At 61.6% G+C, this 25,586-nt stretch carries 29 protein-coding genes and 2 pseudogenes; 19 read left to right on the top strand and 12 right to left on the bottom strand.

Annotation, left to right across the window (positions count from 1 at the left end; genetic code table 11):
- Positions 1 to 75 precede the first annotated feature (75 nt).
- Positions 76 to 534, top strand: a complete 459-nt coding sequence (locus IQ26_RS04050; protein WP_145713896.1) for a DUF302 domain-containing protein — start codon at positions 76 to 78, stop codon at positions 532 to 534.
- Positions 535 to 851: 317 nt separating this feature from the next.
- On the opposite strand, the gene IQ26_RS04055 is transcribed toward IQ26_RS04050, so the two are convergent.
- Complete coding sequence (locus tag IQ26_RS04055) at positions 852 to 1,847, bottom strand: zinc-dependent alcohol dehydrogenase family protein (RefSeq protein ID WP_145713899.1); 996 nt, start codon at positions 1,845 to 1,847, stop codon at positions 852 to 854.
- Between the two features lie 387 nt (positions 1,848 to 2,234).
- On the opposite strand from IQ26_RS04055, the gene IQ26_RS04060 reads away from it, so the two are divergent.
- Entirely contained in the window at positions 2,235 to 2,882 is a 648-nt protein-coding gene (locus tag IQ26_RS04060) for a helix-turn-helix domain-containing protein (protein WP_145713902.1), read from the top strand.
- Positions 2,883 to 2,970: 88 nt separating this feature from the next.
- Here IQ26_RS04060 and IQ26_RS04065 read toward each other — a convergent pair.
- Both IQ26_RS04065 and IQ26_RS04070 read right to left on the bottom strand, forming a co-directional pair.
- Positions 2,971 to 3,120, bottom strand: a pseudogene (locus IQ26_RS04065) (TA system VapC family ribonuclease toxin); the annotation flags it as partial.
- A 7-nt stretch (positions 3,121 to 3,127) separates the two neighbouring features.
- Entirely contained in the window at positions 3,128 to 3,373 is a 246-nt protein-coding gene (locus IQ26_RS04070; protein ID WP_145713905.1) for a type II toxin-antitoxin system prevent-host-death family antitoxin, read from the bottom strand.
- Positions 3,374 to 3,385: 12 nt separating this feature from the next.
- Between IQ26_RS04070 and IQ26_RS04075 the strand changes: the two genes are divergently transcribed.
- Positions 3,386 to 3,643 (top strand): hypothetical protein, encoded by a 258-nt coding sequence (locus IQ26_RS04075; protein WP_145713909.1) that lies wholly within the window; start codon positions 3,386 to 3,388, stop codon positions 3,641 to 3,643.
- A 172-nt stretch (positions 3,644 to 3,815) separates the two neighbouring features.
- On the opposite strand, the gene pcaQ is transcribed toward IQ26_RS04075, so the two are convergent.
- The gene (gene pcaQ, locus IQ26_RS04080; protein WP_145713914.1) at positions 3,816 to 4,733 is read right to left on the bottom strand and encodes a pca operon transcription factor PcaQ; all 918 of its coding nucleotides are present in this window, start codon (positions 4,731 to 4,733) and stop codon (positions 3,816 to 3,818) included.
- Positions 4,734 to 4,826: 93 nt separating this feature from the next.
- On the opposite strand from pcaQ, the gene pcaD reads away from it, so the two are divergent.
- Genes pcaD through pobA form a run of 6 tightly spaced genes read left to right on the top strand, consistent with a single transcriptional unit; the run spans position 4,827 to position 9,630 of the window.
- Positions 4,827 to 5,639: a 3-oxoadipate enol-lactonase gene (gene pcaD, locus IQ26_RS04085; protein WP_145713917.1), complete on the top strand. Its 813-nt coding sequence runs from the start codon at positions 4,827 to 4,829 to the stop codon at positions 5,637 to 5,639.
- Complete coding sequence (gene pcaC / locus IQ26_RS04090) at positions 5,632 to 6,045, top strand: 4-carboxymuconolactone decarboxylase (protein WP_145713919.1); 414 nt, start codon at positions 5,632 to 5,634, stop codon at positions 6,043 to 6,045. Before pcaD ends, pcaC begins: the two co-directional genes overlap by 8 nt.
- Positions 6,035 to 6,790 (top strand): protocatechuate 3,4-dioxygenase subunit beta, encoded by a 756-nt coding sequence (pcaH, locus tag IQ26_RS04095; protein WP_145713922.1) that lies wholly within the window; start codon positions 6,035 to 6,037, stop codon positions 6,788 to 6,790. The genes pcaC and pcaH overlap by 11 nt, the downstream gene beginning before the upstream one ends.
- Complete coding sequence (gene pcaG, locus IQ26_RS04100; protein ID WP_145713926.1) at positions 6,790 to 7,404, top strand: protocatechuate 3,4-dioxygenase subunit alpha; 615 nt, start codon at positions 6,790 to 6,792, stop codon at positions 7,402 to 7,404. Before pcaH ends, pcaG begins: the two co-directional genes overlap by 1 nt.
- A 1-nt stretch (position 7,405) precedes the next feature.
- Positions 7,406 to 8,458, top strand: a complete 1,053-nt coding sequence (locus tag IQ26_RS04105; protein WP_145713928.1) for a 3-carboxy-cis,cis-muconate cycloisomerase — start codon at positions 7,406 to 7,408, stop codon at positions 8,456 to 8,458.
- Positions 8,458 to 9,630 (top strand): 4-hydroxybenzoate 3-monooxygenase, encoded by a 1,173-nt coding sequence (gene pobA / locus IQ26_RS04110; protein WP_145713932.1) that lies wholly within the window; start codon positions 8,458 to 8,460, stop codon positions 9,628 to 9,630. Before IQ26_RS04105 ends, pobA begins: the two co-directional genes overlap by 1 nt.
- A 13-nt stretch (positions 9,631 to 9,643) precedes the next feature.
- On the opposite strand, the gene pcaF is transcribed toward pobA, so the two are convergent.
- Genes pcaF through IQ26_RS04125 form a run of 3 tightly spaced genes read right to left on the bottom strand, consistent with a single transcriptional unit; the run spans position 9,644 to position 12,510 of the window.
- Positions 9,644 to 10,849, bottom strand: a complete 1,206-nt coding sequence (gene pcaF, locus IQ26_RS04115) for a 3-oxoadipyl-CoA thiolase (RefSeq protein WP_145713935.1) — start codon at positions 10,847 to 10,849, stop codon at positions 9,644 to 9,646.
- Positions 10,850 to 11,656: a CoA-transferase subunit beta gene (locus IQ26_RS04120; protein WP_145713939.1), complete on the bottom strand. Its 807-nt coding sequence runs from the start codon at positions 11,654 to 11,656 to the stop codon at positions 10,850 to 10,852.
- Entirely contained in the window at positions 11,653 to 12,510 is an 858-nt protein-coding gene (locus IQ26_RS04125; protein ID WP_145714482.1) for a CoA transferase subunit A, read from the bottom strand. Before IQ26_RS04125 ends, IQ26_RS04120 begins: the two co-directional genes overlap by 4 nt.
- Before the next feature lie 117 nt (positions 12,511 to 12,627).
- On the opposite strand from IQ26_RS04125, the gene IQ26_RS04130 reads away from it, so the two are divergent.
- Together IQ26_RS04130 and IQ26_RS39075 are read left to right on the top strand one after the other, a co-directional pair.
- The gene (locus IQ26_RS04130) at positions 12,628 to 13,398 is read left to right on the top strand and encodes an IclR family transcriptional regulator domain-containing protein (protein WP_145713942.1); all 771 of its coding nucleotides are present in this window, start codon (positions 12,628 to 12,630) and stop codon (positions 13,396 to 13,398) included.
- Positions 13,399 to 13,462: 64 nt separating this feature from the next.
- Positions 13,463 to 13,618 carry a hypothetical protein gene (locus IQ26_RS39075; RefSeq protein WP_156090920.1) on the top strand — a complete coding sequence of 52 codons (156 nt, stop codon included), beginning with the start codon at positions 13,463 to 13,465 and terminating at the stop codon, positions 13,616 to 13,618.
- 44 nt (positions 13,619 to 13,662) lie between these two features.
- On the opposite strand, the gene IQ26_RS04135 is transcribed toward IQ26_RS39075, so the two are convergent.
- On the bottom strand, positions 13,663 to 14,367 hold the full coding sequence (locus tag IQ26_RS04135) for a TetR/AcrR family transcriptional regulator (RefSeq protein WP_145713946.1): 705 nt from the start codon (positions 14,365 to 14,367) through the stop codon (positions 13,663 to 13,665).
- 165 nt (positions 14,368 to 14,532) lie between these two features.
- On the opposite strand from IQ26_RS04135, the gene IQ26_RS04140 reads away from it, so the two are divergent.
- The 6 genes from IQ26_RS04140 to IQ26_RS04165 all read left to right on the top strand — a co-directional run bounded on the left by IQ26_RS04140 (position 14,533) and on the right by IQ26_RS04165 (position 20,705).
- Positions 14,533 to 15,402 (top strand): shikimate dehydrogenase, encoded by an 870-nt coding sequence (locus tag IQ26_RS04140; RefSeq protein WP_145714484.1) that lies wholly within the window; start codon positions 14,533 to 14,535, stop codon positions 15,400 to 15,402.
- 63 nt (positions 15,403 to 15,465) lie between these two features.
- On the top strand, positions 15,466 to 16,452 hold the full coding sequence (dctP, locus tag IQ26_RS04145; RefSeq protein WP_145713949.1) for a TRAP transporter substrate-binding protein DctP: 987 nt from the start codon (positions 15,466 to 15,468) through the stop codon (positions 16,450 to 16,452).
- Between the two features lie 78 nt (positions 16,453 to 16,530).
- Positions 16,531 to 17,049: a TRAP transporter small permease gene (locus IQ26_RS04150; protein ID WP_240546989.1), complete on the top strand. Its 519-nt coding sequence runs from the start codon at positions 16,531 to 16,533 to the stop codon at positions 17,047 to 17,049.
- Entirely contained in the window at positions 17,046 to 18,347 is a 1,302-nt protein-coding gene (locus IQ26_RS04155) for a TRAP transporter large permease (protein WP_145713956.1), read from the top strand. The genes IQ26_RS04150 and IQ26_RS04155 overlap by 4 nt, the downstream gene beginning before the upstream one ends.
- Before the next feature lie 19 nt (positions 18,348 to 18,366).
- A complete protein-coding gene (locus IQ26_RS04160) occupies positions 18,367 to 18,822 on the top strand; it encodes a type II 3-dehydroquinate dehydratase (RefSeq protein WP_145713959.1) in 456 nt (151 codons plus the stop codon).
- Positions 18,819 to 20,705 carry a bifunctional sugar phosphate isomerase/epimerase/4-hydroxyphenylpyruvate dioxygenase family protein gene (locus IQ26_RS04165; RefSeq protein WP_145713962.1) on the top strand — a complete coding sequence of 629 codons (1,887 nt, stop codon included), beginning with the start codon at positions 18,819 to 18,821 and terminating at the stop codon, positions 20,703 to 20,705. The genes IQ26_RS04160 and IQ26_RS04165 overlap by 4 nt, the downstream gene beginning before the upstream one ends.
- A 57-nt stretch (positions 20,706 to 20,762) precedes the next feature.
- Here IQ26_RS04165 and IQ26_RS04170 read toward each other — a convergent pair.
- Positions 20,763 to 20,982 (bottom strand): annotated as a pseudogene (locus tag IQ26_RS04170) (transposase); the annotation flags it as partial.
- A 656-nt stretch (positions 20,983 to 21,638) separates the two neighbouring features.
- On the opposite strand from IQ26_RS04170, the gene IQ26_RS04175 reads away from it, so the two are divergent.
- The gene (locus IQ26_RS04175) at positions 21,639 to 21,929 is read left to right on the top strand and encodes a type II toxin-antitoxin system RelE/ParE family toxin (protein WP_145714486.1); all 291 of its coding nucleotides are present in this window, start codon (positions 21,639 to 21,641) and stop codon (positions 21,927 to 21,929) included.
- Between the two features lie 11 nt (positions 21,930 to 21,940).
- Positions 21,941 to 22,267: a HigA family addiction module antitoxin gene (locus IQ26_RS04180; protein WP_145713968.1), complete on the top strand. Its 327-nt coding sequence runs from the start codon at positions 21,941 to 21,943 to the stop codon at positions 22,265 to 22,267.
- A gap of 859 nt (positions 22,268 to 23,126) precedes the next feature.
- Here the strand turns inward: IQ26_RS04180 and IQ26_RS04190 are convergent.
- Genes IQ26_RS04190 through IQ26_RS04200 form a run of 3 tightly spaced genes read right to left on the bottom strand, consistent with a single transcriptional unit; the run spans position 23,127 to position 25,586 of the window.
- Entirely contained in the window at positions 23,127 to 23,846 is a 720-nt protein-coding gene (locus IQ26_RS04190; RefSeq protein ID WP_145713971.1) for an ABC transporter ATP-binding protein, read from the bottom strand.
- Positions 23,839 to 24,600 carry an ABC transporter ATP-binding protein gene (locus IQ26_RS04195; protein WP_145713975.1) on the bottom strand — a complete coding sequence of 254 codons (762 nt, stop codon included), beginning with the start codon at positions 24,598 to 24,600 and terminating at the stop codon, positions 23,839 to 23,841. Before IQ26_RS04195 ends, IQ26_RS04190 begins: the two co-directional genes overlap by 8 nt.
- Positions 24,600 to 25,586 (bottom strand): branched-chain amino acid ABC transporter permease, encoded by a 987-nt coding sequence (locus IQ26_RS04200; protein ID WP_145713979.1) that lies wholly within the window; start codon positions 25,584 to 25,586, stop codon positions 24,600 to 24,602. The genes IQ26_RS04195 and IQ26_RS04200 overlap by 1 nt, the downstream gene beginning before the upstream one ends.

The following is a 25,586-nucleotide window of genomic DNA, read 5'->3' on the forward strand; positions in this document are numbered from 1 at the left end:
TTGCATATTTGTGCGACATACGCTAGCATTACAAGGCTGCCGGCGCACAATGCCCGGCGGACAGGGAGGACGCCGATGAAACGCTTTCTACAATCAGCAACGATCCTCGCATCGGCATGGTTCGGGCTCGTGTCCGCTGCTGCACAGGCGGATGTCACGACCTACACGGTGTCCGCCGAATTCACCGACGTCATGGGCGACCTCGAGGACGGCGTCGTCAACCGCGGCTATGTCGTCGACTACCGAGGCCGTATTGGCGAAATGCTGAAACGGACCTCCGAAGACGTCGGCGGCGCGAAGCCGCTTTACCGCAACGCCGAGTTCATCCAGTTCTGCTCCGCAGTCATTTCACGCAGGGCCATGGAGGCCGACATCGGCAACATCGCTTACTGCCCCTACATCCTTTTCGGCTACGAAACTGAGGAAAAGCCAGGTGAAGTGACCATCGGCTTTCGCAGGCTGCCCGACGGCATGGGGCGCGACGATGTGAACGATCTGCTGGACGAGATTGCCAAGGACGCCGCGGGAAAGTGAGCTTGCTGTGGCGCCGGCTAGCTGTGAGCTTTCAGGGTCCGGGTTTTGAAGGAACCGAGCCGAAAGCAAGCCGTGAACTATAGTGGTTTGAGCCGGCACCATAGCGTGACCCCACCCACCTTAGATTTCGATGGCTTATCGTGCCGATCGGGGCGGCGGAGACCGCACGCCGATTGACACTGTGCAGGCGCGAACGGCGTCTGATCAGGATGCTTGTTGGGGCTCCTTGAGAAGTCCATGCGCAGACGAAGACGGCGAAGATCAGGTCACTGTAGCTTCGCGCTTTTGCCGATGGTCTCGGTGGGGTCGATGCCGAATTAGGTGCCCAATGACGGGACCAGGACCGCGGCGCCTTTGAGTCTGCCGGCGCGTAGATCGTCCAACGCCTGATTGGCCTGTTCCAGCGGATAGGCCTTTGTGTGCGTGCGAACCTGCGCACGCTTGGCAATGGGAAAGAATTCTTCCGCGTCGCGGCGTGTAAGGTTTGCAACCGACACCAATTCCCGTTCCCCCCAAAGCAATCCATAGGGCATCGCCGGTATGTCGCTCATGTGAATGCCACCGCACACCACCCGGCCGCCTTTGCGCACAGCACGCAGCGCAGTCGGCACCAGATCGCCGACAGGAGCGAAGATGATCGCAACGTCGAGCAGTTCGGCTGGACGTTCGTCCGAGCCGCCGGCCCACTTTGCGCCGAGCGAGCGTGCAAATTCTTGAGCTTCTCTATCGCCTGGACGCGTGAACGCGAAAATCTCACGACCTTGCCAGATCGCGACCTGGGCGACGATATGTGCGGCAGCGCCGAAGCCATAGATCCCGAGCAGCTTGCCGTTGCCGGCCTTCTTCAGGCACCGCCAGCCGATGAGGCCGGCGCACAGCAGCGGCGCCAGCGATATGGGATCGGCGTCCGCATCCAGATCGAAGGCAAAACGTTCGTCGGCGACAACATGGCTGGCGAAGCCGCCATCGCGTGTATAGCCGGTGAACAGTGGCTGATCGCACAGGTTTTCAGTGCCCGCGGCGCAATAGCGACAGCTGCCGCAAGTGTGCCCAAGCCAAGGCACCCCTACTCTCCGACCGAGCCGGGACCGCGCGACGCCTTCACCAACCAAATCAATGATGCCAACAATTTCATGACCTGGGACGAGCGGCAGTTTTGGATGAGGCAGATCACCGTCAACGACATGCAGGTCGGTCCGGCAGACCGCGCATGCCTCGATCTTCAGCCTGATCTCACCAGCACCGGGTATGGGATCAGGCCTGTCGACCGGCTTCAAAGGAGCGCCGACGCTTTCGAGCACCATCGCCTTCATGACATTTCCCACTACTGCAAACGGAGGCGGATCATCGATCCACCTCCCTTTGGTGTCCAATACATTAGCAGGCGATTGTCATGCGGTCTTCGACCATGCGCACGCCGGGCATGCGAGCCAGTCGCCAGACACTTCTTGCGAAGTCGACGTCTCGCTCAAAATTCGATTGCCTTCCTTGTCTTGAGTCAAACCCATTTCGCATGATCCTGAACCGCTGGACCCACCGCGCGTATATTTGCCGAAGGCCCCGGATATCACCCTGCCGATATCAGCGGCCCTGGGGCCGCCCGGTCGAGGTCTAGGTAGTTTCCCGTAGGGACATAACCGAATTTCGCGATCCGCCGATCCGCGCGATTGCTGTGTCACGGACCAATTGGGAAAACAGCCATGCACGCCTACACGACCTCGAGGATTGCCCTGCCCTCGCATGCCGCCCAGCCGAGCCAGCCGGCGGCATTCGACACCGCGCCGCTGCAACCGGTCAGCTTCTTTCCCGCCGCTGCCGAAATCTATGCCCAGGGCGAAAAGGCCGGCGCCTTCTACCAGGTCGAGTTCGGCGCCGTCCGCGTCTACCGCCTGCTTGCCGACGGCCGCCGGCAGATAAGCGCCTTCCATCTGGCTGGAGAGACCTTCGGCTTCGAAGCCGGCACCACGCATCATTTCTTCGCCGAAGCGATCAGTGCCACCGGTGTGCGCGTCTTCCGCTTCGCCGCCGGGGCTGACATGTCGCATCAATTGCTGCCCCTGGCGCTCAAGGGACTGACAAGGGCTCAGGAACACCTCCTGGTGCTCGGCCGCCAGAACGCCATCGAACGCGTCGCCGCATTCCTGGTCGACATGGCGGAGCGGCAAGGTGGATTGCGGCAGGTCGAACTACCGATGTCGCGCATGGATATCGGCGACTATCTCGGCCTCACCATCGAGACCGTATCGCGGGTCTTCACCCGGCTGAAGGACAAGGGCGTCATCCGCCTGCTCAACCTGCGCAGCATCGAAATCGTCAAGCACGACGCGCTTCAAAATATGAGTGAATAATCTGCAGTCTCTACCTTGCGGGGATCAGATGCAGTGCAGACTTCGGCCTTCACGGCCGCCGCCTACAGCTTGCGGTCGAAGTATGCGCCTTAGCGAGCGCGAGAAGATAGGTATCGGTAATCTGTGCCGGGGTCAGGATTTTCGCAGCATCGATGTCGCCTGAGCCGACCAGGCTCATATCGTCGGGCCAGAATCTGTGCCCAGGCAGGGCGCGCAACTTGGTAACGATCTGCGCGACGCAACCTTCACCGTTCATCCTCGTACAGCTCATCGCGCGTCCAGCGACCGACATTCACGACAGCCTGCGTCTCAAGCCGGGCCAAGAGAGCTGCCCGCGTGCCACTGGCGACGTTCACATGCTCACCAGCAGGAACGATGCGCGCTACAGGCCGGCCGTGGCTTGTGACGACATAGCTATGCCCTTCGCGAACACCGCGCAGGATGAGGGAGAACGTGCGGTTGGCGTCCGCTGCAGAGACAGCTTCATCCATGACGGGTCTCCAATGAAAGAACTCAAGGGCGGAATCGGCGCTTTTGCCGGTTGTTTCCCTGGGTTCGGTTGTGTTTTGATCGGCCTGGCGGCTGATCGGTTAAATCTCACCCGTCCGCAGGACAGGCTTTTCCTGTCCTGCGGCTCTGAACCATTCTCCAATCGTGACCCTGATGCCGTTCTTCTTTCCGGCTTCGGTCACATAGTGGCGTTCGGCTCCCGGCTTCCCATTCTCCTTAAGAGCGCAGCCTGGACTTGCCGGGCTCGCTAATCCGTCATCAGGACAGCCGGGATATCGTTGACGATGCGCCTTCCTCACCGCTGCCGCTGCGCCGTCACTATCGCTGGAGCGCGCAGCGCTCCCATCCCGCCTTACTGGTTTCCTGGCAGGCTGCTGGACCGCGCCGGTCTGTCACCCGCGCTGAAACCGCGCCCCCACCGGCTCAGGCGCTTTGGCTGGCCGCCTCTCGGATGGTCTGGAGTAGGATGGTGAAGGCCCGTGAGGGGGTTGTGTCAGTACGCATCGTCAGGCCGACCGGTCCCTCGGTTTCGACGGTGTTCACTGGCAAGGCGACGAACGCGCCGCTGCTGATCTCGTTGGCGATGACGCCGGCCGAAATGATCCAGACGGCGTTGCTTTGCCGCATGAAGGCGCGGCCGAAGGAATCCGAGACGGTTTCGATCTCCGTTGCCGGCGCCGTCATGCCATTGGTGATGAACAAGCGATCGACGAAGGGACGGATGACCGATTCCCGCGTCGGCATCAGCACCGGGAACTCGTCGAGCCGCGCGAACACGTCCTGGCCCGGCTGGAGCAGCGGGTGTCCCGCCCGCACCACGAACAGCACCTGTTCGGAATAGAGATGCTCGAAGAAGAATCCCGTCATGTTTTCCGGCGCCGCAAGCCGCCCGACGACGAGATCGAGCGCGCCGGCGCGCAATTGTTCGAGCAGCACCGCATTCTCGCCAGTGACGATCTTGATGGCAGCACCTGTGTCCTCCTTGAGGAACAGGTTCATGGCGAGCGGCATCACGCGTGCCGACACCGTCGGCAGCGCGCCAATGCGGACAGGGTGGCGGTTGATTGCCCCGTCCTGCCTGACGGAATCGACCCCGCGCTTCAGCGCGGTGATCGCCGTGCCAGCATGACCTAGGAAGATTTCGCCCAGCCGGGTCACTCGGATACCGCGGCCATCGCGCTCGACGATAGCGACGCCGAGCGCCTCTTCCAACTCACGCAACGTCTTGGTCACTGCCGGCGGGCTGACGTGCAGAGTGTCCGCCGCCCTTGCCACACTGCGTTGACGCGCCACTTCGAGGAATGCCTGGAGATGTCGGAGCCGGATACGGCCTTCGGTCATGGTTTTCATAACCTATGAGTTAATGAAATGCCGCAAAATATCATTTTACCGAACCAAACACCTAGTGCAATGTGAAGATGGAGGATCGAAATCGTGCCATTCGTCAGCATCGGCGGCGTCACGCTGCATCATCGCCACGGGCCGGCGACAGGCGGTGCGCATCCGATCGTGTTCATCAATTCGCTTGGTACCGACTTCCGGATCTGGGAGGAGGTCTGGTCTGCTTTGAGCGGCGAAATGCCCATGCTTGCTTACGACAAGCGCGGTCATGGGCTCTCCGATATTGGCAGCGGCATCCGCTCGATCGACGATCACGTCGACGACCTGTCCGGCCTTATCGATCATTTCAGCTTCAAGAACGTCGTGCTCTGCGGCCTGTCGGTCGGCGGCATGATCGCGCAGGGGCTGTATACCCGGCGTCCCGAAATCGTCGACGCCCTGATCCTGTGCGATACGGCCCACAAGATCGGTACCGCTGACAGTTGGAACGCGCGCATCGCGACGGTCGAAGCAAAAGGCATCCAGGCTGTCGCCGAAGACGTGCTCAAAGTGTGGTTCACCCCGGGCTTCCATTCCACACGCTCGGCCGAACTTGCAGGCTGTCGCAACATGCTGACCCGGCAAGCGCTCGCCGGTTACATCGGGACATGCGCGGCGGTTCGCGACGCGGATTTCACCGACATCGCGCGGCGCATCGCCGTCCCCACGCTCTGCGTCGTCGGCGACCAGGACGGTTCGACGCCTCCCGATCTCGTCCGCTCGCTGGCTGACCTTATCCCCGGTGCGCGCTTCGAGATCGTCCGCGATGCCGGACACATCCCCTGCGTCGAGCAGCCCGCGGCGCTGACCGCCCTGATCCGCGATTTTGTCGCGTCACTTCCCACCGGAAAGCAAACTCATGGATGAAGCTCCCGACAACGCAACCAGATATCGAGCCGGTCTGACGGTCAGGCGCTCCGTGCTCGGCGATCCGCATGTCGACCGGGCCGAGGATGCCGCCACCGATTTCGACGGGCCGTTCCAGCATCTGATCACCGAGGCCGCATGGGGAACCGTGTGGGCGCGCCCGGGCTGGACGAAGCGCGAGCGCTCGATCGTGACCCTGGCGCTGCTGGCCGCCCTTGGCCACGACGAAGAGGTCGCTCTGCATGTGCGCGCCACCGCCAACACTGGTGCTACGCGCGACGACATCTGCGAAGCGTTCCTGCATGTCGCGATCTATGCCGGCGTGCCGGCGGCCAATCGCGCCTTCAAGATCGCCAAGGACGTATTATCGGAGATGGATGGAGGCGAAGGTGCCGATGACCGCTGATCTTGGATCGAACCGCGCGCCGGAGACCGGCGCCTTCTTCCAGCGCGACCGGACATGGCACCCGCCCGCACTGACGCCGGACTACAAGACATCGGTGCTGCGCTCGCCGCAGAAGGCGTTGCTGTCGTTCGACAACACGCTGTCGGAAATCACCGGCCCGGTGTTCGGACATGCCATGCTCGGCGCGCTCGACAATGATCTGATCCACAATTTCGCCAGGCCGGGCGAGAGCGCTATCGGCGAGCGCATCATCGTCTACGGACGAGTGCTCGACGAGCGCCGTCGTGGTGTTCCCGGCGTTCTGCTCGAATTCTGGCAGGCCAATGCCGGTGGCCGCTATCGCCACAAGAAGGACGGTTATCTGGCGGCGCTCGACCCGAATTTCGGCGGCTGCGGCCGCACCATCACCGGCGAGGACGGGGGCTATGCGTTCCGCACTGTCAAACCTGGGCCCTATCCCTGGCCGAACGGGCCCAATGACTGGCGGCCCTCGCACATCCATTTCTCGGTGTTCGGCCGCGGCTTCGCGCAGCGGCTGATCACACAGATGTATTTCGAAGGCGACCCACTGATCTGGCACTGCCCGATCGTGCGCGGCATTCCCGACAAGGCAGCCATAAAAACGCTGATCGCCGCGCTCGACATGCAGGCGACGGTCCCGATGGATGCGCGCGCCTACAAGTTCGACATCGTGCTGCGCGGGCGACGCTCGTCGCTGTTCGAAAACAGGCTGGAGGGCAATTGATGACGCAGTCGCTCGACCGGCTCAAGGAAAGTCCATCGCAGACCGCCGGACCCTATGTGCATATTGGGCTGACACCCAATTTCTGCGGCATCGGTGGCGTAATTCCGAGCGACCTTGGCACGTCGATGGTTAACGAGCGGACCAGGGGTGAGCGGATCGGCCTCAAGATCCGGGTGCTCGACGGCACCGGCACGCCGCTCAAGGACGCACTGGTCGAGATCTGGCAGGCGGATGCAGACGGGCTTTACAATTCACCGGCCGAATTGCGCGGCACGGCCGATCCGGACTTTGTCGGCTGGGGCCGCTGCCCGAGCGACATGGAGACGGGCCTGTGCGTGTTCGAGACGATCAAGCCTGGCTGTGTGCCGTTCGGCGACGGGCGCCTGATGGCGCCACATATCAGTCTCTGGATCGTCGCGCGCGGCATCAATATCGGCTTGCACACCCGGCTGTTTTTTGCCGACGAGGCCAAGGCCAATGCGCAGGACCCGATCCTCGCGCGCATCGAGCACCGGGTCCGGGTGCCGACGCTGATCGCCGAGCGCAAGGGTGACGCTTACGTCTTCGACGTCCATCTCCAGGGCGACAAGGAGACAGTCTTCTTCGACAGCTGACATGACCATATCGCCCTTCGACCATCCGCTGCTTTCCAGCCTTCTCGGCGACGAGGAGACTGCGCGACATTTTTCAGTCGAAGCGGAAATCGCTGCGATGCTGGCCTTTGAGGGCGCGTTGGTGGAAGCGGAAGCCGAGAGCGGAGCCATCGCGAAGGACGCGGCAGCGGCGATCGTGTCGACGCTATCCTCGTTCAGGCCAGACACAGCCTTGCTTCGTGCAGGCGTGGCGAAGGACGGCGTCATGGTCCCGGAACTGGTACGCCAGATTCGAGCGGCCGTCGCCGAACCGCACGGCGCTTCCGTTCATTTCGGGGCAACCAGCCAGGATGTCATCGACACGGCATTGGTGCTTCGGCTGAAACCGGTCGTCGAGCATCTCGGTCTGCTCTTGACCGAAAACATCGTGCGGTTTGCAGCGCTCGAACAGCGCTTCGGCGGCAGGGCGCTGACCGGAATGACACGGATGCAGCCAGCGATCCCCATCCAGGTGTCAGATCGCGTAACTGCGTGGCGGGCGCCGCTGCAACGGCACCAGGAAAGATTATCGGAGCAATCCGGGCGCCTGCTCGCGGTGCAGTTCGGCGGTGCCGCCGGTACGCTGGACAGATTGGGCGACAAGGCGCAGGCAGTGCGCGCCGCACTTGCTGCTCGGCTCGGCCTTGGCGATGCGCCGCAATGGCATAGCCAACGCGATACGCTGGCCGACTTTGCCAGCTGGCTGTCGTTGGTGGCTGGCAGTCTCGGCAAGTTCGGGCAAGACATTGCGTTGATGGCGCAAGACGGCGCGGAGATCGAGCTTTCGGGTGGCGGCGGCTCGTCCGCCATGCCGCACAAGCAGAATCCGGTGAAGGCAGAAGCCCTGGTGGCGCTTGCCCGCTTCAACGCCACCCAGCTCTGCGGCATACATCAGGCGGTGGTGCACGAGCTGGAAAGGTCGGGAGCGGCCTGGACACTCGAATGGCTTCTGCTGCCGCAGATGGTTGTGGCGACGGCCGCCTCGCTGCGGCTCGCCGCCGAACTGGCCGGGCAGATCGAAAGTCTCGGACGCTAATGCGCACCCAGGTCGTCGTTGTCGGTTCGGGACCGTCCGGCCTTCTGCTTGGACAGCTTCTGGCCGGAATCGGCGTGGAGACAGTCATCCTCGAGCGTTCGAGCCGCGACCACGTCCTTGGCCGCGTGCGCGCCGGCGTGCTCGAACAAGGCACCGTCGAGCTGCTCGAGGAGGCGGGCGCCGCCGCAAGGCTGCACGCCGAGGGACTTTCGCATGCGGGCATCTCGCTTGCCTTCGGTGGCCGACTGCACCGCATCGATCTGGCGGCGCTGACCGGCGGCAGGCATGTCACCGTCTATGGCCAGACCGAAGTGACGCATGACCTGATGGACAGGCGCGAGGCGGCGGGGCTTGCCACCGTCTACGAAGCATCGAACGTTGCGCTCCACGATTTCGATGGCGGTGCACCTTTCGTCACTTACGAAAGGGACGGCGTCACCCACCGCATCGACTGCGACTTCATCGCCGGCTGCGACGGCTATCATGGTATCAGCCGCAAGTCAGTACCCGAGCGCGCGCTGAAGACCTTCGAGCGGCAGTATCCGTTCGGCTGGCTGGGCGTGCTGGCCGAAGTGCCGCCTGCCGACCGCGAGTTGGTCTACGCCAATCATGAGCGGGGTTTTGCGCTGTGCTCGATGCGGTCGACGCACCGCAGCCGCTACTATGTGCAATGTCCGCTTGACGATCATGTCGACGCCTGGCCGGACGACCGGTTCTGGGACGAACTGCGCCGCCGCTTGCCGGCGCAAACGGCGGCAGCTGTGGTTACCGGGCCGTCCTTCGAGAAATCGATCGCGCCGCTGCGTTCCTTCGTTGCCGAGCCGCTGCGTTTCGGCCGGCTTTTCCTGGTCGGCGACGCCGCTCACATCGTGCCGCCGACCGGAGCCAAGGGCCTCAACCTCGCTGCCAGCGACGTGCGCTATTTGTTTGCCGGTTTGCGCGAGTTCTATGCCGAGAAATCGCGCATCGGCATCGAAGCCTATTCGGTCAAGGCGTTGGCGCGGGTCTGGAAGGCGGTGCGCTTTTCCTGGTGGATGACGACCATACTGCACCGCTTTCCCGAAACCGGCGAATTCGGCCAGCGGATCCAGGAAGCCGAACTCGACTATCTCGTGCATTCTGAGGCCGCATCGACCGCGCTGGCCGAGAATTATGTCGGCCTGCCGTACTGAAAGGCAGCGGCTCTCACACCCTTTCCAGCGCCACGGCGATGCCCTGGCCGACTCCGATGCACATGGTGGCGAGCGCATAGCGGCCGCCGCGTTCGCGAAGTTCCAGCGCCGCAGTGCCTGATATGCGCGCACCCGACATGCCGAGCGGATGGCCGAGCGCAATGGCGCCGCCATTCGGGTTGACGTGCGCCGCGTCCTCGGCAATGCCGAGTTGACGGAGCACGGCGATGCCTTGGGAAGCAAAGGCTTCGTTGAGCTCGATGACGTCGAAGTCTGCCGGCTTCAGACCGAGCCGCGCGCACAGCTTCTGCGTCGCCGGCACAGGGCCGATGCCCATGATGCGCGGCGCCACGCCGGCAGCCGCACCGCCGAGGATGCGGGCGATCGGCGTCAGGCCGTATTTCTTCACGGCGTCTTGCGAGGCGACGATCAGCGCCGCGGCACCGTCATTGACGCCCGACGCGTTGCCGGCCGTGACCGTGCCGCCTTGCCGGAACGGCGTCGGCAGTTTCGCCAGCGCTTCAATGGTCGTGCCCGCGCGAGGATGCTCATCCTTGCTGACAACCACCGGATCGCCCTTGCGCTGCGGGATCGTTACGGGAGTGATTTCCTTCGCCAGCCGGCCATTGGCTTGCGCGGCGACCGCCTTGTCCTGGCTGCGCACGGCAAAGGCGTCCTGGTCAGTGCGGGAGACGGCGAACTCTTCCGCCACATTCTCGCCGGTCTCCGGCATCGAATCGATGCCGTACTGCTTCTTCATCAGCGGGTTGACGAAACGCCAGCCGATCGTGGTGTCATAGATCTCGGCAGTGCGCGAAAAGGCCGTCTCCGCCTTGGGCATGACGAAAGGGGCGCGGCTCATCGATTCGACGCCGCCTGATATCATCAGCTCCGCCTCGCCCGCCTTGATGGCGCGCGCGGCGATGACGACGGCATCCATGCCCGAACCACAGAGACGGTTGACGGTCGAGCCCGAAATCTCCTTGGGCAGACCGGCCAGCAGCAGCGCCATGCGCGCCACATTGCGGTTGTCCTCGCCGGCCTGATTGGCGCAGCCATAGATGACGTCATCGACCGCGGCCCAGTCGATGCCAGGATTGCGCTCGACTAGCGCCCTCAGGGGTATCGCCCCGAGATCGTCGGCGCGGACCGAGGACAACGCCCCCCCAAAGCGGCCGATCGGCGTGCGGATGTAGTCGCAGATATAGGCCTCGGCCATCTATGCAGCCTCCCCTTTCGCGGTCCCTTCATGCGCGGCCTTGGTACGGGCCTGCAGGTCGCGCAACGTCTTCAGTTCGAGCTCGGTCGGCGACGGCGTTTCCTTGAGCGCGTCAGTGAATTTCACCGTCCAGCCGCAGGTCGCCTGCACCTGCTCGCGGGAGACGCCGGGATGCAGCGACACCACCGTGAATTCCTTGGTTGCCGGATCCGGCTTCCAGATGGCGAGGTCGGTGATCAGCAGCGTCGGGCCTGCGGTGTCGATGCCGAGACGTTTTCGATGATCGCCGCCCTCGCCATGGCCGAGGGAGGTAAAGAAATCGATCTTCTCGACCATGCCGCGCCTGCTCTGCGCCATGGTGATGTAGACCTCCTTCGACGAGGTGGCGATCTCCGGCGCGCCGCCACCGCCCGGAAGCCGGGTCTTGGGCGCAAAATAGTCGCCGATGACCGTGGTGTTGATGTTGCCGTACTTGTCAAGTTGGGCAGCACCGAGGAAGCCGATCGAGATGCGGCCGCCCTGCAGCCAGTAGCGGAACATCTCCGGCACCGAGACGGTGGTGACCGCGGTGTCGCACAGCTCGCCGTCGCCGATCGACAGCGGCAGCACTTGCGGAGCGGTGCCGATCGTGCCGCTCTCGTAGATCAGCGTGATGTCGGGCGCATGCGTTAGCCGCGCGACGTTGCAGGCGGCCGATGGCGCACCGATGCCGACGAAGCAGACATCGTCGTTCTTCAGCGCCCGGCTGGCGGCAATCGTCATCATTTCGTTGGGCGTGAAACCGAGAGGATTTTGACCTTCGCTCATGCCGCTGTCCTCAAATGTTCGACGCGGGCGGCGAAATCGTCGGCGCTCTTGTCGATGACGTTCTTCTGCATCCACGCCTGGAAACGGTCGCGGTCGGCGGCAATGTCGTCCCATTCGAGATAGGCGGCGTTGTCGCGAACATAGTAGCCATGCGTGTAGGACGGGTGCGACCCGCCCGGCACGACGGCGATGGCGGCGATCGTCCAGTTCGGCAGCACGGTCAAATTGGGATGCAGATCGTCGAAACTGTCGACCACTTCCTCGACACTCACCACGGCGCGCTTTGCCGCCAGAACCGCCTCCTTCTGGATGCCGATAATGCCCTCGACCAGCACATTGCCTTTCCTGTCGGCCTTCTGCGCATGGATGAAGGTGACGTCGGGCTTAATCGCGGGAACGGCGGCAAGGACCTCGCCGGTGAACGGGCAAGTGACCGATTTGATGTTCGGGTTGACCGCCGCCAGCCCGGCGCCGCGATAGCCGCGGAACACGGCACATGGCAGGCCGGCCGCACCCGCCTCATAGGCATTGGCCATGCCGGCATGGCTGTGTTCCTCGATCTCGATCTCTCGCGGAAAACCGTTCTCGATGGCGTCGCGGGCGCGTCGCAACAGCCCAACGCCGGGATTGCCGACATAGGAAAAGACGATCTTCCTGGCCATGCCCATGCCGATCATCTGGTCGTAGATCAGATCCGGCGTCATGCGGATCAGCGTGAGCTCGCGAAACCCCTGGCGGATTGCTTCATGCGCCGCCGCCGTCGGGATCAGATGGGTGAAGCCCTCGAAGGCGACGGTGTCGCCATCGTTCAAATTCTCCGCCACGGCCTCACTGAGCGACAGGAATTTGACCATCACCTAGGCTCCAAAGCTCGAAAGTTCGTATTGCGAACTTATGTTTTACATGTGATACTTTCTAGGACGAGTTCTGGCGCAAAGTCAATCTGGCAGCGCCGCCATTCAGGAGGCCACATGGACGGCGAGGCCGCTTCCCGCGACCATGTCGGCTCGCTCGAACGCGGGCTTGCGGTCATGGAGATACTGGCCCGGCACCCGGCCGGCATGACGCTGACCGAGATGGCGGAGGAAGCGGGGCTGACCCGTGCCGGTGCGCGCCGCTTCCTGCTGACGCTGGCCGCCGCCGGCTACGCGACGCAGGCCGGCCGTCTGTTTTCGCTGTCGCCGCGCTTGCTGACCGTCGCCCGCACGTGGCTTGGCGGCTCATCGATATGGACCTTCGCAGCGCCCATCATGCGCGAAGTCGCGGCGCAGTTGAACGAAGCCTGTTCGGCGGCGATCCCGTCGGGTGAGGACGTCGTCTATGTCGCCCGGATTCCCGGCCGCCGCATCCTCAGCGTGTCGCTCGATGTCGGCACCAAGTTGCCGGCACATTGTACGTCGATGGGACGGGTCCTGCTTTCAAGCCTGGCGCCTAATGACCTCGAAACCTTCCTAGACCAAGCAAAAATCGAAAGAAGAACACCGAAAACGATTGTCAAAAGACGATTGCTGGCCGAGGCCATTCACAAGGCGAAGGCGGACGGCTTTGCCATCGTTGACGAAGAACTTGAACTGGGCCTGCGCTCGATCGCCGTGCCGATCGACGACCGCACCGGCCGGACCGTGGCGGCGATCAATGTCTCGACCCAATCGGCCCGCTTCTCCATCGAGGACATGGAAAGACAGATACTGCCTGTGCTGCTCGGTGCGAAACAGCGCATCGAGGATTTCTTCTTCGTTTGACGGACCTATCTCGCGGGAGAGCTGCAGCGCAGCCTTGCCCTTGACCGAGTTCACCGAGAACCAGATGGCCATCACCATCTCCTTGAAGCTCAGATTGAGTGCGTGGAACACCGTGCTGCGCGTCGTCAATGCCAGCCCAAAAACCATTTCCTATCAAATAGTTGGAAGGCAGTGGTGGCGTTTGTCACCTAATGCCGGGGTTTTCCCATCGCCACGCTAAATTAGTTGCGCCATCAGTGGAGGTTGTTTCTCGCCACGGCAGGCTCACGCTGGTCCACGAGTGCCTCGCCTTGGATGCTCGCGTCGTTTGAGCGCAAGACCGACCACCATTTCCACCAAATGATCTCTGAGTGAACGCTGCCCGTCCTCGGTGTATAGCGAGCTGCCAAAAATGCGCGAGAATGTGGCGCGGTTCGAGACATTGAAAAAGCTCGACGCACTGATGTGCCAGTGCAGTTCGAGGGGAGAAACATCTTCGCGGAACAGGCCGTCCGCGCGCCCGCGACGGCAAATCGCTTCAAGTTTTTGAATCGCTCCTGCATTCAAGAGTCTGATTAGATCGGACTGTTCGAGGTATGCGCCATGGTGGATGTTTTCGATCATCACGATCCTGATGAAATCCGGATGGCGGCTGTGATGATCGAAGGTGAACTCGGCTAGCCGCTTGAGCGCCTCGATCGGCGGCAGGTGATCAAGCTCCAGCTCCTGCTCGCCAGTTCGGACCTGCCGATACGCTTCCTCAAGCACCCGGCCGTAGAGCCGTTCCTTGTCGCCGAAGTAGTAGTAAATCATCCGCTTCGACGTGTGTGTTTTTGCTGCGATCTCGTCGATGCGGGCGCCAGACAGCCCGTTTGCGGCAAACTCGGTCATCGCCACCGCCAATATGTTCTTCTGAACGCCGGCGGGATCCTGCTTCCAGCCGCTGCGTCCACCCGCCGCCTTCTCGTTCAGTACCATGGCTTCACTCATGTCAGCTCCTCCGCAACCGTGGCATCGGCACTCACTCTACGCAAATTAACGGAATGGTACAAAGCTGTTGACGTAATTAACTGATTGGTACAAAATTCGCTTCGTTCGATTTGGGAGGATCGTTTGGCCCCGACGGCCGCCACCACCATTGCCGAGAATTGGGAGATGTCTCCCAGTTCGCGCCGCATATTGGTCGGCTTGCTCGGGCATGGGATTCAGCTTTCCCGGACGCCTGCGATGCATGAGGCGGAAGGCCGCGCCCACGGACTCTCCTACGTCTATACGCTCCTCGATACAGAGATGATGGGCGAGATTGCCCCTCCTTTGGACGAACTCGTTAGCTTTGCCGGGCATTTCGGCTTCACCGGCTTCAACGTCACGTTCCCCTACAAGCAGGAAATCATCCCGCTGCTCGACGAGCTTTCCGGGGCGGCTGAGATCCTTGGCTCGGTCAACACCGTCGTGTTCCGGCGCGGCCGGCGCATAGGCCACAACACCGACATGTGGGGGTTCAAGGAGAGTTTTCGCCGCGGAATGGCCGGTGAGAAGCGTGCAGAGGTGCTGCTCCTGGGCGCTGGAGGCGCCGGCGCCGCCGTAGCCCAAGCTTTGTTGGAAAGTGGCGTGGAAAAGCTTCTTGTGAGCGATGTGCAGATGGATCGGGCTGAGGCGCTGGCATCACGGCTTCGGCCGGTCGACGGTGCACAACAGGTCGTGGTCGTATCCGACCTCGCCAAAGCCTCCAGCCATGCGGACGGCATTGTCAACGCGACGCCCGTTGGAATGGCAAAGCTGCCGGGCATCCCGATCGAGGCCGATATGCTGCGGCCCGAATGTTGGGTCGCCGACATCGTCTACTTCCCGCTTGAAACGGAGCTGCTCAGGGAGGCGCGGCGGCGGGGCTGCCGCACGCTTAGCGGCGAAGGCATGGCCGTGTTCCAGGCCGTGCGGGCCTTTGAACTTTTCACCGGGCTTGGACCTGACGTGAAACGGATGAAGGAAGCTTTTGCCGCCTTCGGAAGCGAGCCCCCAATCTAACGGGAAAGGCCGGATTGCGCGCCGCCCGGCAAAGGATTTGTATAGGTAACAGGGAGGAAGACCATGACTATCAATGCCACACGCCGCGAGTTCCTTGTCGGAGCAGGCCTGCTTGCCACAACGGCCGCCTTTCCGGCGCTCGCACAGGACAAGCCGAAACTGCGCTTTTCGGCGGTGTTTTCCGAACAGGACATTCGCGCCGAGATGATGAAAATGTTCGCCGCCGCGATCAAGGACGATTTCGTCTTTGAGGGCTACTACGGCGGCAATCTGTTCAAGCAGGGCACCGAGCTTGTGGCTCTGCAGCGCGGCAATCTTGAGATGGGCAACATCGCGCCGCAGGACATCTCCAAGCAGATCCCCGAATGGTCGATCGTAACCGCCGCTTACCTGTTCCGCGACGCTGCCCACCTGAAAACCTTCTTCGCCAGCGATTTAGGCGCACAGATGAAGAAAATGACTGAAGACCAGCTCGGAGTGCGCGTGCTTGGGCCGACCTATTTTGGCGCCCGGCAGATTGGCCTCAAGCCGGACAAGAAGATCACCACACCGGCCGACATGGCGGGCATCAAGCTGCGCATGCCCGGCGGCGACGCCTGGCAGTTCCTTGGTACAGCACTTGGGGCCAATCCGGTCGCCATGGCCTATGCCGAAGTCTACACCGGCCTGCAGACCGGAGCGATCGATGGCCAGGATAACCCGCTGCCGAACGTCGAAAACATGAAGTTTTACGAGGTCATGTCGCAGATCGTGCTGACCTCGCACCTGGTCGGCTTCGACCTGCTGACCGTGTCGAAAAAGGTGTGGGACGACATGGGCGCCGAGAAACAGGCGAAGTTTCAGGCCGCCGCCGACGCCGCCGTCGAGTTCAGCACGCAGAAACATCTAGCGCGCGAAAAGGAGCTGGTCGAGCTGTTCAAGAGCAAGGGGCTCAAGCTCTACGAGCCCGACATCGCCGCGTTCCGCAAATACGCTCAGGAGAAATACCTGTCGTCAGATTTCGCCAAGGATTGGCCGGCCGGGATGGTCGACAAGATCAACGGCCTTTAGGCAGGATATGCGGCGGGAAGGAAATGCCCGCCGCATATCCTGGTTTCCGGAATGGCTTTCAGAGGCGGAGAAGCCCACGTGAACCCTTCGCTCCAAAATCTTGGCCGCTGGCTATACCGCCGTGCCGAGAACGTGCTCGCCGCCATGCTGGCCGCAATGTTTGCCGCCTTCCTGTTGCAGATCGTCTTTCGCTACCTGCTCAACCTGCCGATCGGCTGGACGAACGAAATCAGCGTCATCCTGTGGATCTGGCTGGTCCTATGGGGTGCCGCCTTCGTCGTGCGCGAGGAGGAGGAGATCCGCTTCGACCTCTTCTATGCATCTGCTCCACCGCGTCTCCGCCGCATCATGTTCCTCATCGCGACGGCCTCGCTGATCGTCCTCTACGCGATCTCGTTTCCCGCGGTGCTCGACTTCGTGACGTTCATGAAGGTGGAAAAGACGGCCTACCTGAAAATCCGCTTCGACTGGCTGTTCTCGATCTACATCATCTTCGTCGTCGCTGTAATCGTCCGCTACCTCTGGCTTTCCTGGCAGGCACTGTTCGGCAAGGCGCCAAAGGCGTTCGACCCCACCAAGGCGGGGTCCGGCGTATGAACCTTGCCAGTCCATTCTCGATTTCGCTCGTCGCAATCACCGCGCTTGCTTTCCTTGGACTGCCGATCGGGCACTCGATGATCGCTGGCTCGATCCTCTATCTGCTGCTGGCAGGGCTCGATATGGGAACGGCGGCCGAGCAGCTCCTGAACGGCATGTACAACAACTACATCATCCTCGCCGTGCCGCTGTTCATCCTGGCCGCAGAGCTGATGAATATCGGCTCCATGACCGAGCGCCTCCTGCGTTTCTGCGATGCCGTGGTCGGCAGATTCCGCGGCGGTCTCGCTCACGTCAACATCGTCCAGAGCATCATTTTTGCGGGCATGTCCGGATCAGCCATCGCCGATGCCGCCGGCACCGGCAAGATGATGCAGATGATGATGACCAAGGACGGCAAATACACGCCGAGTTACGCCGCCGCCCTCACGGCCGCTACCGCTGTTATCGGCCCGATCATCCCGCCGTCGATTCCCATGGTTATCTATGCGCTCGTATCCGATGCCTCGATCGGCTACCTGTTCCTCGGCGGTGTCATCCCCGGCCTTCTTATGGCCGCATCGCAGATGGCGATCGTGGCGTATCAGGCGCGGCGTAACAACTTTCCTGTCGAGGCGCCAACGCCGCTGCGCAAACTGCCAGGCATCACCTGGCGTGCTTTCCCATCGCTGATGATGCCGGTCGTCCTGCTTGGCGGCATCTACACCGGCGTCACGACGCCGACCGAGGCCGCGGCCGTCGCTGCAGCTTATGCGCTGGTCATCTCCGTCGTGCTTTATCGCAGTGTCAGCTTCGCCGACTTCTACCGTTCCGTGTTGGCCAGCGCGCGAACCACTGCCTCGATCGGCATGCTGATCGCCGGCGCCTTGGTGTTTAATTATGTAGTGACCGTCGAGAACATCCCGGAGTCCATCAAGGCCGTTCTCACAAGCTGGGATCTGTCGCCTGGCGGCTTCCTCGTCCTCGTCAATATCCTGCTCCTGCTGTTGGGCTGCGTGCTGGAAGGAACAACCATTCTGCTGGTCGTGATACCGGTGCTCATTCCGACAGCGCACGCGCTTGGCATCGATATGGTGCATTTTGGCGTGATGGTGGTCGTCAACATCATGTTGGGCCTGGTGACACCGCCATATGGCCTGCTGCTGTTCATCATGACGAGAATCGCCGAGGTGCCGCTGAAGGACATCGTCCGCGACGTGCTGCCGTTCCTGTGGGCCATGATCGCATCGCTGGCGCTAATCACCTTTTTTCCAGAACTCGTGCTCTGGCTGCCCCGGTTGCTGGGCTACCAAGGCTGATCGAAGCATAGGAGCCGTCGTGACAAAGCCTATCTATGTGATCAACGGTCCGAACCTGAACCGGCTCGGCAAGCGTGAGCCGGAAATCTACGGCACGACGACGCTCGCCGAGATTGAGACCATGTGTATGGACGCCGCGGGCGACATGCCCGTGCGCTTCCATCAGTCGAACGTCGAAGGCGAGATCATAAATTGGATTCATGAGGCAATCGACGAAGGAGCCGGCATCATTATCAATCCCGCGGGCTTTTCGTTCACGTCGATTGCGATTCTCGACGCACTGAAGATGTTCTCCGGCCCAATCCTCGAACTCCACATCTCAAACATCCATAAGCGCGAGGTCCACTATCACAATTCCTTCGTGTCTAAGGTCGCGACGGCAGTCATCGCCGGGTTGGGACCGCGCGGCTATGGTGTCGCGGTTCGTGCGATGGCGGACCTTCTTGCTGAGGGATCAAGGGAGCCAAGGCCTTGAAGACCTCCATCGCCACCGTGTCGATCAGTGGCAGTTTGCGCGAGAAGCTCGCTGCCATCGCCGCGGCTGGTTTCGATGGTATCGAGATTTTCGAGAACGATTTCCTCGCCTATGACGGAAGCCCCGCCGAAGTCGGGCGGATGATCCGGGATCACGGGCTCGAGATAACCCTGTTCCAGCCCTTCCGCGATTTCGAGGGAATGCCGGAACCGCACCGTTCGCGAGCCTTCGACCGGGCGGACCGCAAGTTCGATCTGATGTGCGAACTGGGCACTGACCTCATGCTTGTCTGCTCCAACGCCTCGCCCGTTTCCCTTGGCGGGATAGATCGATCGGCCGAAGATTTTCAGGCGCTCGGCGAGTTGGCAGCGAAACGAGGCCTGCGGGTCGGTTACGAGGCGCTCGCCTGGGGGCGGCACATCAACGATCATCGCGACGCTTGGGAGATCGTCAGGCGCGCCAGCCATCCGAACGTTGGGCTGATTCTCGACTCTTTTCACACTCTGGCTCGACGGGTGGATGTAGAGACGATCCGCGCGATACCGGGCGATCGCATCTTCATCGTTCAGCTTGCCGACGCTCCGCGCATCGACATGGATCTGCTGTATTGGAGCCGCCACTTCCGGAACATGCCGGGTGAAGGTGACCTGCCGGTGGTCGACTTCATGCGCGCGGTCGCCGCAACCGGCTACAATGGCCCGCTATCACTCGAAATATTCAACGACCAGTTCCGCGGCGGATCGCCCAGGTCCATCGCGGTGGATGGCCACAGGTCTCTTGTCTACCTCATGGACCAGGTGGCTCGCGCCGAGCCGGACATCGCGATCGACGTACCGGCTTTGCCGGAGCGCGTAACAGTCAGCGGCGTCGAATTTGTCGAGTTCGCCGCAAACGAGACCGAGGCGCAAGAGCTGACGATATTGCTGCGCGCCATGGGGTTCTCGCTCGTCGGCCGTCACAAGAACAAGGATGTGGTTCTGTTTCGGCAGGGTGCCATCAACATCGTTGTCAACACCGAGAAGGAAGGACTGGCGCACTCCTCGTACCTTGTTCACGGTACCTCCGCCTATGCCTTCGGATTGAAGGTAGAGGATGCTGCCGCGACTGTGACCCGTGCTCGCGCACTGGGTGCCGAGCCATTCGAACAACGCCACGGTCCTAATGAGCTGGCGATACCGGCGATACGCGGGGTCGGAGGCGGCGTGATCTACTTCATCGATGGCAAGAGCGAGCTGGCCAGGGTCTGGGAGATCGAATTTGAGCCGGCTAAGGACGTCAGGGACGATGGGGGCTTGATGGCCGTCGACCACCTGGCGCAATCGATGCATTACGAAGAGATGCTGACTTGGCTGCTCTTTTACACCGCGATCTTCAGGACGAGAAAACTGCCCATGGTGGACGTGATCGATCCGGCTGGCGTCGTGCGCAGCCAGGTCGTGGAGAGCGAAGACGGCGGACTTCGACTTACTTTGAACGGCGCGGAGAACCGCAGGACCCTCGCCGGCCATTTTATCGCCGAGAGCTTCGGCTCGGGCGTTCAGCATCTGGCCTTCCGCAGTCGTGACATTTTCCTGACCGCCGACCGCCTGACTGAACTCGGCTTCAATCCGTTGGAAATTTCACCGAACTACTATGACGATCTTGAAGCGCGCCTGGGACTTGCAGCGGATTTCACGAACCGATTGCGTGACCGAAATATCCTCTTCGATCGGGACGAACACGGCGACTATTTCCAGCTTTACAGCCAGAACTGCGGCGAAGGGTTCTTCTTCGAGATCGTCGAGCGTCGCGCAGGCTACAGAGGCTACGGGGCACCCAATGCCCCGTTCCGCATCGCTGCCCAGAAGCGAACGCTCCGGCCAAAAGGTTTGCCAAAGATCTGACCGTCACGACTGACCGAAAAGCGGAATGTCTGTAATTTACTTATACGGTCATAATGATCAACCGACATGGGCCCACCGCCTCATTCCGATAGAGTTGATGGTTTAGCCTGGCGAGAAGCTTCTGCCATGCCTCACATGCAGCGTCGATAATCGCCTCGTAGTCATCGAAAACTCGGTTTGAGAGCCAGCTGGCGCGCATATATTTCCAGATGTTCTCGACCGGGTTCAGTTCGAGAGCACGCGAGGGCAGGAAGATCGGCGTGATGTTGTCGGGCAGGCAGGTCGAGATTTGCGGTGGTGTGGTTGCGGGGCCGATGATTCGATCATGGTGCATCGTACCACGGTGTCATCGGCGCTGTGGTGTCAGGCGGCGGCCGCCGCTAAGCACTAAACCCTATTGGTGGTCGGATCATCAGGGTCAGCTGGCCCAGGCATTGTCTGATCCGAACTTGCAATGCATAGCCGCTTCGGCGCAGCGCATCCGATCGCCGGGTTTGAATGGCCGGAGAGGTCGCTGGCGAAGATCGCAAGCCTTCGGGACAATCGATAGCTACGATCGCGAGGTACGGCATCGACGATCCGGCCGATCCCAAGACCACGGGCCGCGTCCTCTCTGAGCAGTTGCGAAGTCGAAAGCCTGAGAAGGTCAACAGGCGGTCACTCGGTTCAGCAGAACCTTACGAAAGAAAATTCGCGTTCCGCCATCCCCCGTGATGCGGCGCTTGAACCGGCATCGAGCCGGAACGCGCCGCGCGAAACCTGCGCGGTTTCATCGGGCACGCCGGGGCCTTTCGCGTCCCTCCCGTGACCCACCAACTACCAGCGCCTGTCGCTGGACCGCAACAAAGCGGGCCGCCCTGGGCCGCTTCCCCTCGAGTGTCTTGCGTAACTTTACGCTTTACGGTCGGACCGCAATCTGCTATGGTGGTTGGGATGATAATTCGATCCGTGAAGCATAAAGGCTTGCGCCGACTAATTGTGGATGATGACGCAAGCGGGCTTCCGGCGCAGTTCATCGGCAAAGTCCGCAACATCATCGCCTTCCTGCAAGACATGGAGCGGGAGGATGAATTGCGAACCGTGCCGACATGGAAGGCCCACCAGCTCACGGGCGATCGAAAAGGGACATGGAGCCTCTTCGTCAGCAAGAACTGGCGCATCACGTTCCGCATCGATCAGCAGGAAATCGAGATCATAGATCTCGATTATGAAGATTACCACTAAGGAGGTGGCTTATGACTGAGAAGATGAATTTCCGCTTGAAGAACCCGCCGCATCCGGGAAGCTTCGTGCGCTCTGAGATTATCGAGCCAGCCGAACTGTCGGTGACGGCGGCGGCCGACGTGCTCGGCGTGACGCGGCCTGCGCTATCGGCATTTCTCAACGAGCGCTCAGCGCTCTCGCCGGATATGGCGCTGCGTATCGAAAAGGCTTTTGGGCTTAGCATGGACACGCTCATGCGCATGCAGGGGAGCTACGACATCGCCCAGGCTCGCAAACGTGAGGGCGAGATCAAGGTCGCGCGCTACAAGCCGACGCCGCTCAATCTCAAGCCGGCATGATGGCAAATGCCCTGCGCGGAACCAGCGATCCTGATGACAAAACTTAAGCGCTTTGAAGAGTGTGCGGCCAAGGCACACGACGATCTCGGGCGTAATCTCCTTCACGCATACATCGCTTGCCTCAGTTCGAGGGAACTGGCCGTTTCCTCCAGCAGCCTTCCGACATGGTGTTCACACGGAAATCGATCACTCAACCAATTTTAAAATTAGCCCTTAAATGAAAATGAGGGGATGTGGTGCCGATAAGCAATCAGGACAACGCTGATATCACTGCCGTTAAAATGGTCGCAATTCGCCAAGCAGCCGAACAAGGCAATGTCGATGCGCAATATTTATTGGGCTTGTTGAAATAAGACGGTGACGGTTGTGATATTGATCCAATGGGAGCCGTTTGATGGTACAGCGAAGCTGCAGATCAGGATCATGCTGGTGCGCAGTACAGGCTAGCCTAATTGAAAGAGCACGGCGTAGGCTGCGAGATCAATCTGACAGAGGCATTCAAATGGTACCGTCGCGCAGCGCTTCAGGATTATCCGGATGCCAGAGAAGACCTGTTCGGTTTATGTCGCGCACATCCCGACTTGCCACTCCCAGTATCAGAGTTGCTCGATGGCAAAGGTCGTTCCTGATGGCGTCACGACACCAAGCACTCGATCTGTCAGACATGAGCTATGACCGAAAATGGGTGATGGGCATAGTGAGCGACTTTCAAAACGGGCTCTAAGGAACCATAAATCGGACCACCCAGGAATCTGGAGGCACGAGTCAGAAATCAGGGCCCCTGGTATTACTGTGCGGAATGGCACCGGCGCGAACAGCGAACGTCCATGCCATTGTCATGGCACGCCGGCCTTGCCGGTTATCGCCGCTCTTGCAGGTGCAGACCGAGATAGCGGTCAAGGATGTCGCGATTGCCGAGAAGGTCCGACGACTGCGCCCGATGGGCGATGATCCCGCGCTCGATGACGACTGCCTGCTCGGTCAGCCGCAGCGCGACCTCTGCGTGCTGTTCGACCAGCACGATCGCGGTGCCTCCGTCGCCGGCCATGTACCGGATCGCGGCGGAGAGTTCTTCGACGATGATCGGAGCGAGTCCTTCGAGTGGCTCATCGAGCAGGAGCAGAGCAGGATTGGTCATGAGCGTGCGGGCGACGGTAAGCATCTGCTGCTCACCGCCGGAAAGCTGGTTGCCCATGTTCCCGCATCGTTCGCGCAGCCGCGGGAACAGCGTGTAGACGGTCTCGAGGTCCCAGCGGCCGGGCCGCCGCGTTGCCGTCAGGTTCTCTTCGACCGTGAGCGAAGGGAAGATCTCCCGCTCCTGCGGCACCCAACCCAAGCCCATGAGCGCGCGCTTGTGCGGCGGCAGGCGCGAAATATCCCTGCCATTGAACAGAACCGAGCCACGCGCCAGCGTGACAAATCCCATGGCGGTCAGCAGCAACGTTGTCTTGCCGACACCGTTGCGGCCGAGCACGGCGAGGCTGCCGTGCAACGGCAGTGCGAAGGACACGCCATCCAACACGACGGCCTCGCCGTAGCCCGAGCGTACGTCGCGGAATTCGAGCAGCGGTTCAGACATGTCCCACCTTGCCCAGATAGACTTCACGCACTCGCGGATCCCCGCGCACGACCGCCGGCTCGGCCTCGAGCAGCACGCCGCCCGAGACGAGCACGATGATGCGCGAGGCAAAGCTGAAGACGATGTCCATGTCGTGCTCGATGAAGAGCACGGCGATGTCACCGGGCAGTGCGGCGATGACGCTGAAGAGCGCCGCGCTTTCGTCCTTGGGCACACCGGCGGCGGGCTCATCGAGGAGCAGCACCTTGGGCTTGGTGGCGAGCGCAAGCGCCATCTCCAGCAGCCGCTGCTGCCCGTAAGGCAAGGTGCGCGTCGGCCGGGTTGCAACCTCGGCGAGGCGCAGCCGGGTAAGTATCTCGAAACTTTCGTCGATGGCCACACGGTGCGACGTGAGGCTTCTCCAGAACTGACCCGCGGCGCGGTCGCGCTCGCAAATAGCCAGCAGCACGGCCTCGATTGGCGTCAGGTCAGGAAACAGCGTGTTGATCTGGAAGGTGCGCGTCAGCCCCTGGCGGACCCTCGCCATGGTCGGAGCCTGCGTCACCTCTCTGCCGTCCAAGAGGATGCGCCCCGAATCTGGGCGCATCTCGCCGGTGATCAGGTTGATCAGCGTGGTCTTGCCGGCGCCGTTCGGGCCGATCAGCGCATACCGAGCACCGCGCGGCAGCTCGAACGTGACGTCACGCGTCACCTTGAGCGAGCCGAAGCTCTTGCACAGCGCCTCCGTGCGCAGGGCGGGCTGCTGCGTCTCCATCAATCGCGCCTGCGCGCGAGCTGCGCCAAGCTGCCAAGGATACCTCTCGGCATCAGGAGAACGACGACCATCAGCAGCAGCCCGATCCAGAAGTACCAGTATTGCGGGTTCATGTCGGAGAGTTGGTCGCGCGCCACCATGAAGATGATGGTGCCGACGACGGCGCCGTAAAGACGCCCCGTGCCGCCGAGGACCAGCATGACGACCACGTCTGCCGAGCGCTGGAAGCTGAGCGTGTCGAGCGACACTGTGTCGGTAGTCTGGGTGAGCAATGCGCCCGCACATCCGGCCATGACAGCTGAGATCGTGTAGATCTTCTGCAGATGACCCCGATAGTCGGAGCCAATCGCCGGCATGCGCCTCACATTCTCGCGGATACCACGAAGAGAAAGACCGAAGGAGGAGTGGACGATACGTCGGCTGAGCACGAGCCCGAGGAAGAGCGCCGCAAGCGCGTAACCATAGGCGGCATAGCCCCACAGGTCGAAGCGGAAGACGCCGAGGATCGGCCAGGTCTCGACCCCTTGGAGGCCGTCTGTGCCCCCGGTCAGCCAGCTCATCGAATTGGCCAGTTCGTAAGTCAGCAAGCAGAAGCCGAGCGTGATCATGATGAGCGCGAGGTGCTGGACGCGCACGATGATGAAGCTGGCTATGTACCCGACGAGCCCGGCGAAGAGACCAGCGATAATGAGGCCCGTCAGCGGTTCGCCCCAGCCGGCCTTGCTGATCAGGCCCGCCGAGTAGGCGCCTAAGCCGAAAAACATTGCGTGGCCGAGCGTGACAACGCCTGCATAGCCCAGCACCAGATCGACGGAGACTGCGAAAAGTGCGGTGATGGCAATCTGACTGGCCAGCGGCAGGTAGGTCTGGAAGAGGAAGAACGGCAGCAAGGACGCGACCCAGAAGGCGATCTCGAAGACCGACCAGCGGCTCCTGCGCCTCAACCAGTCGTGTGGATCAGCGAGTGTGGGCGCCTCGACCGTCAT

It is taken from the genome of Mesorhizobium tianshanense (assembly GCF_007830515.1).
GTDB classification, from domain to species: Bacteria; Pseudomonadota; Alphaproteobacteria; order Rhizobiales; family Rhizobiaceae; genus Mesorhizobium; species Mesorhizobium tianshanense.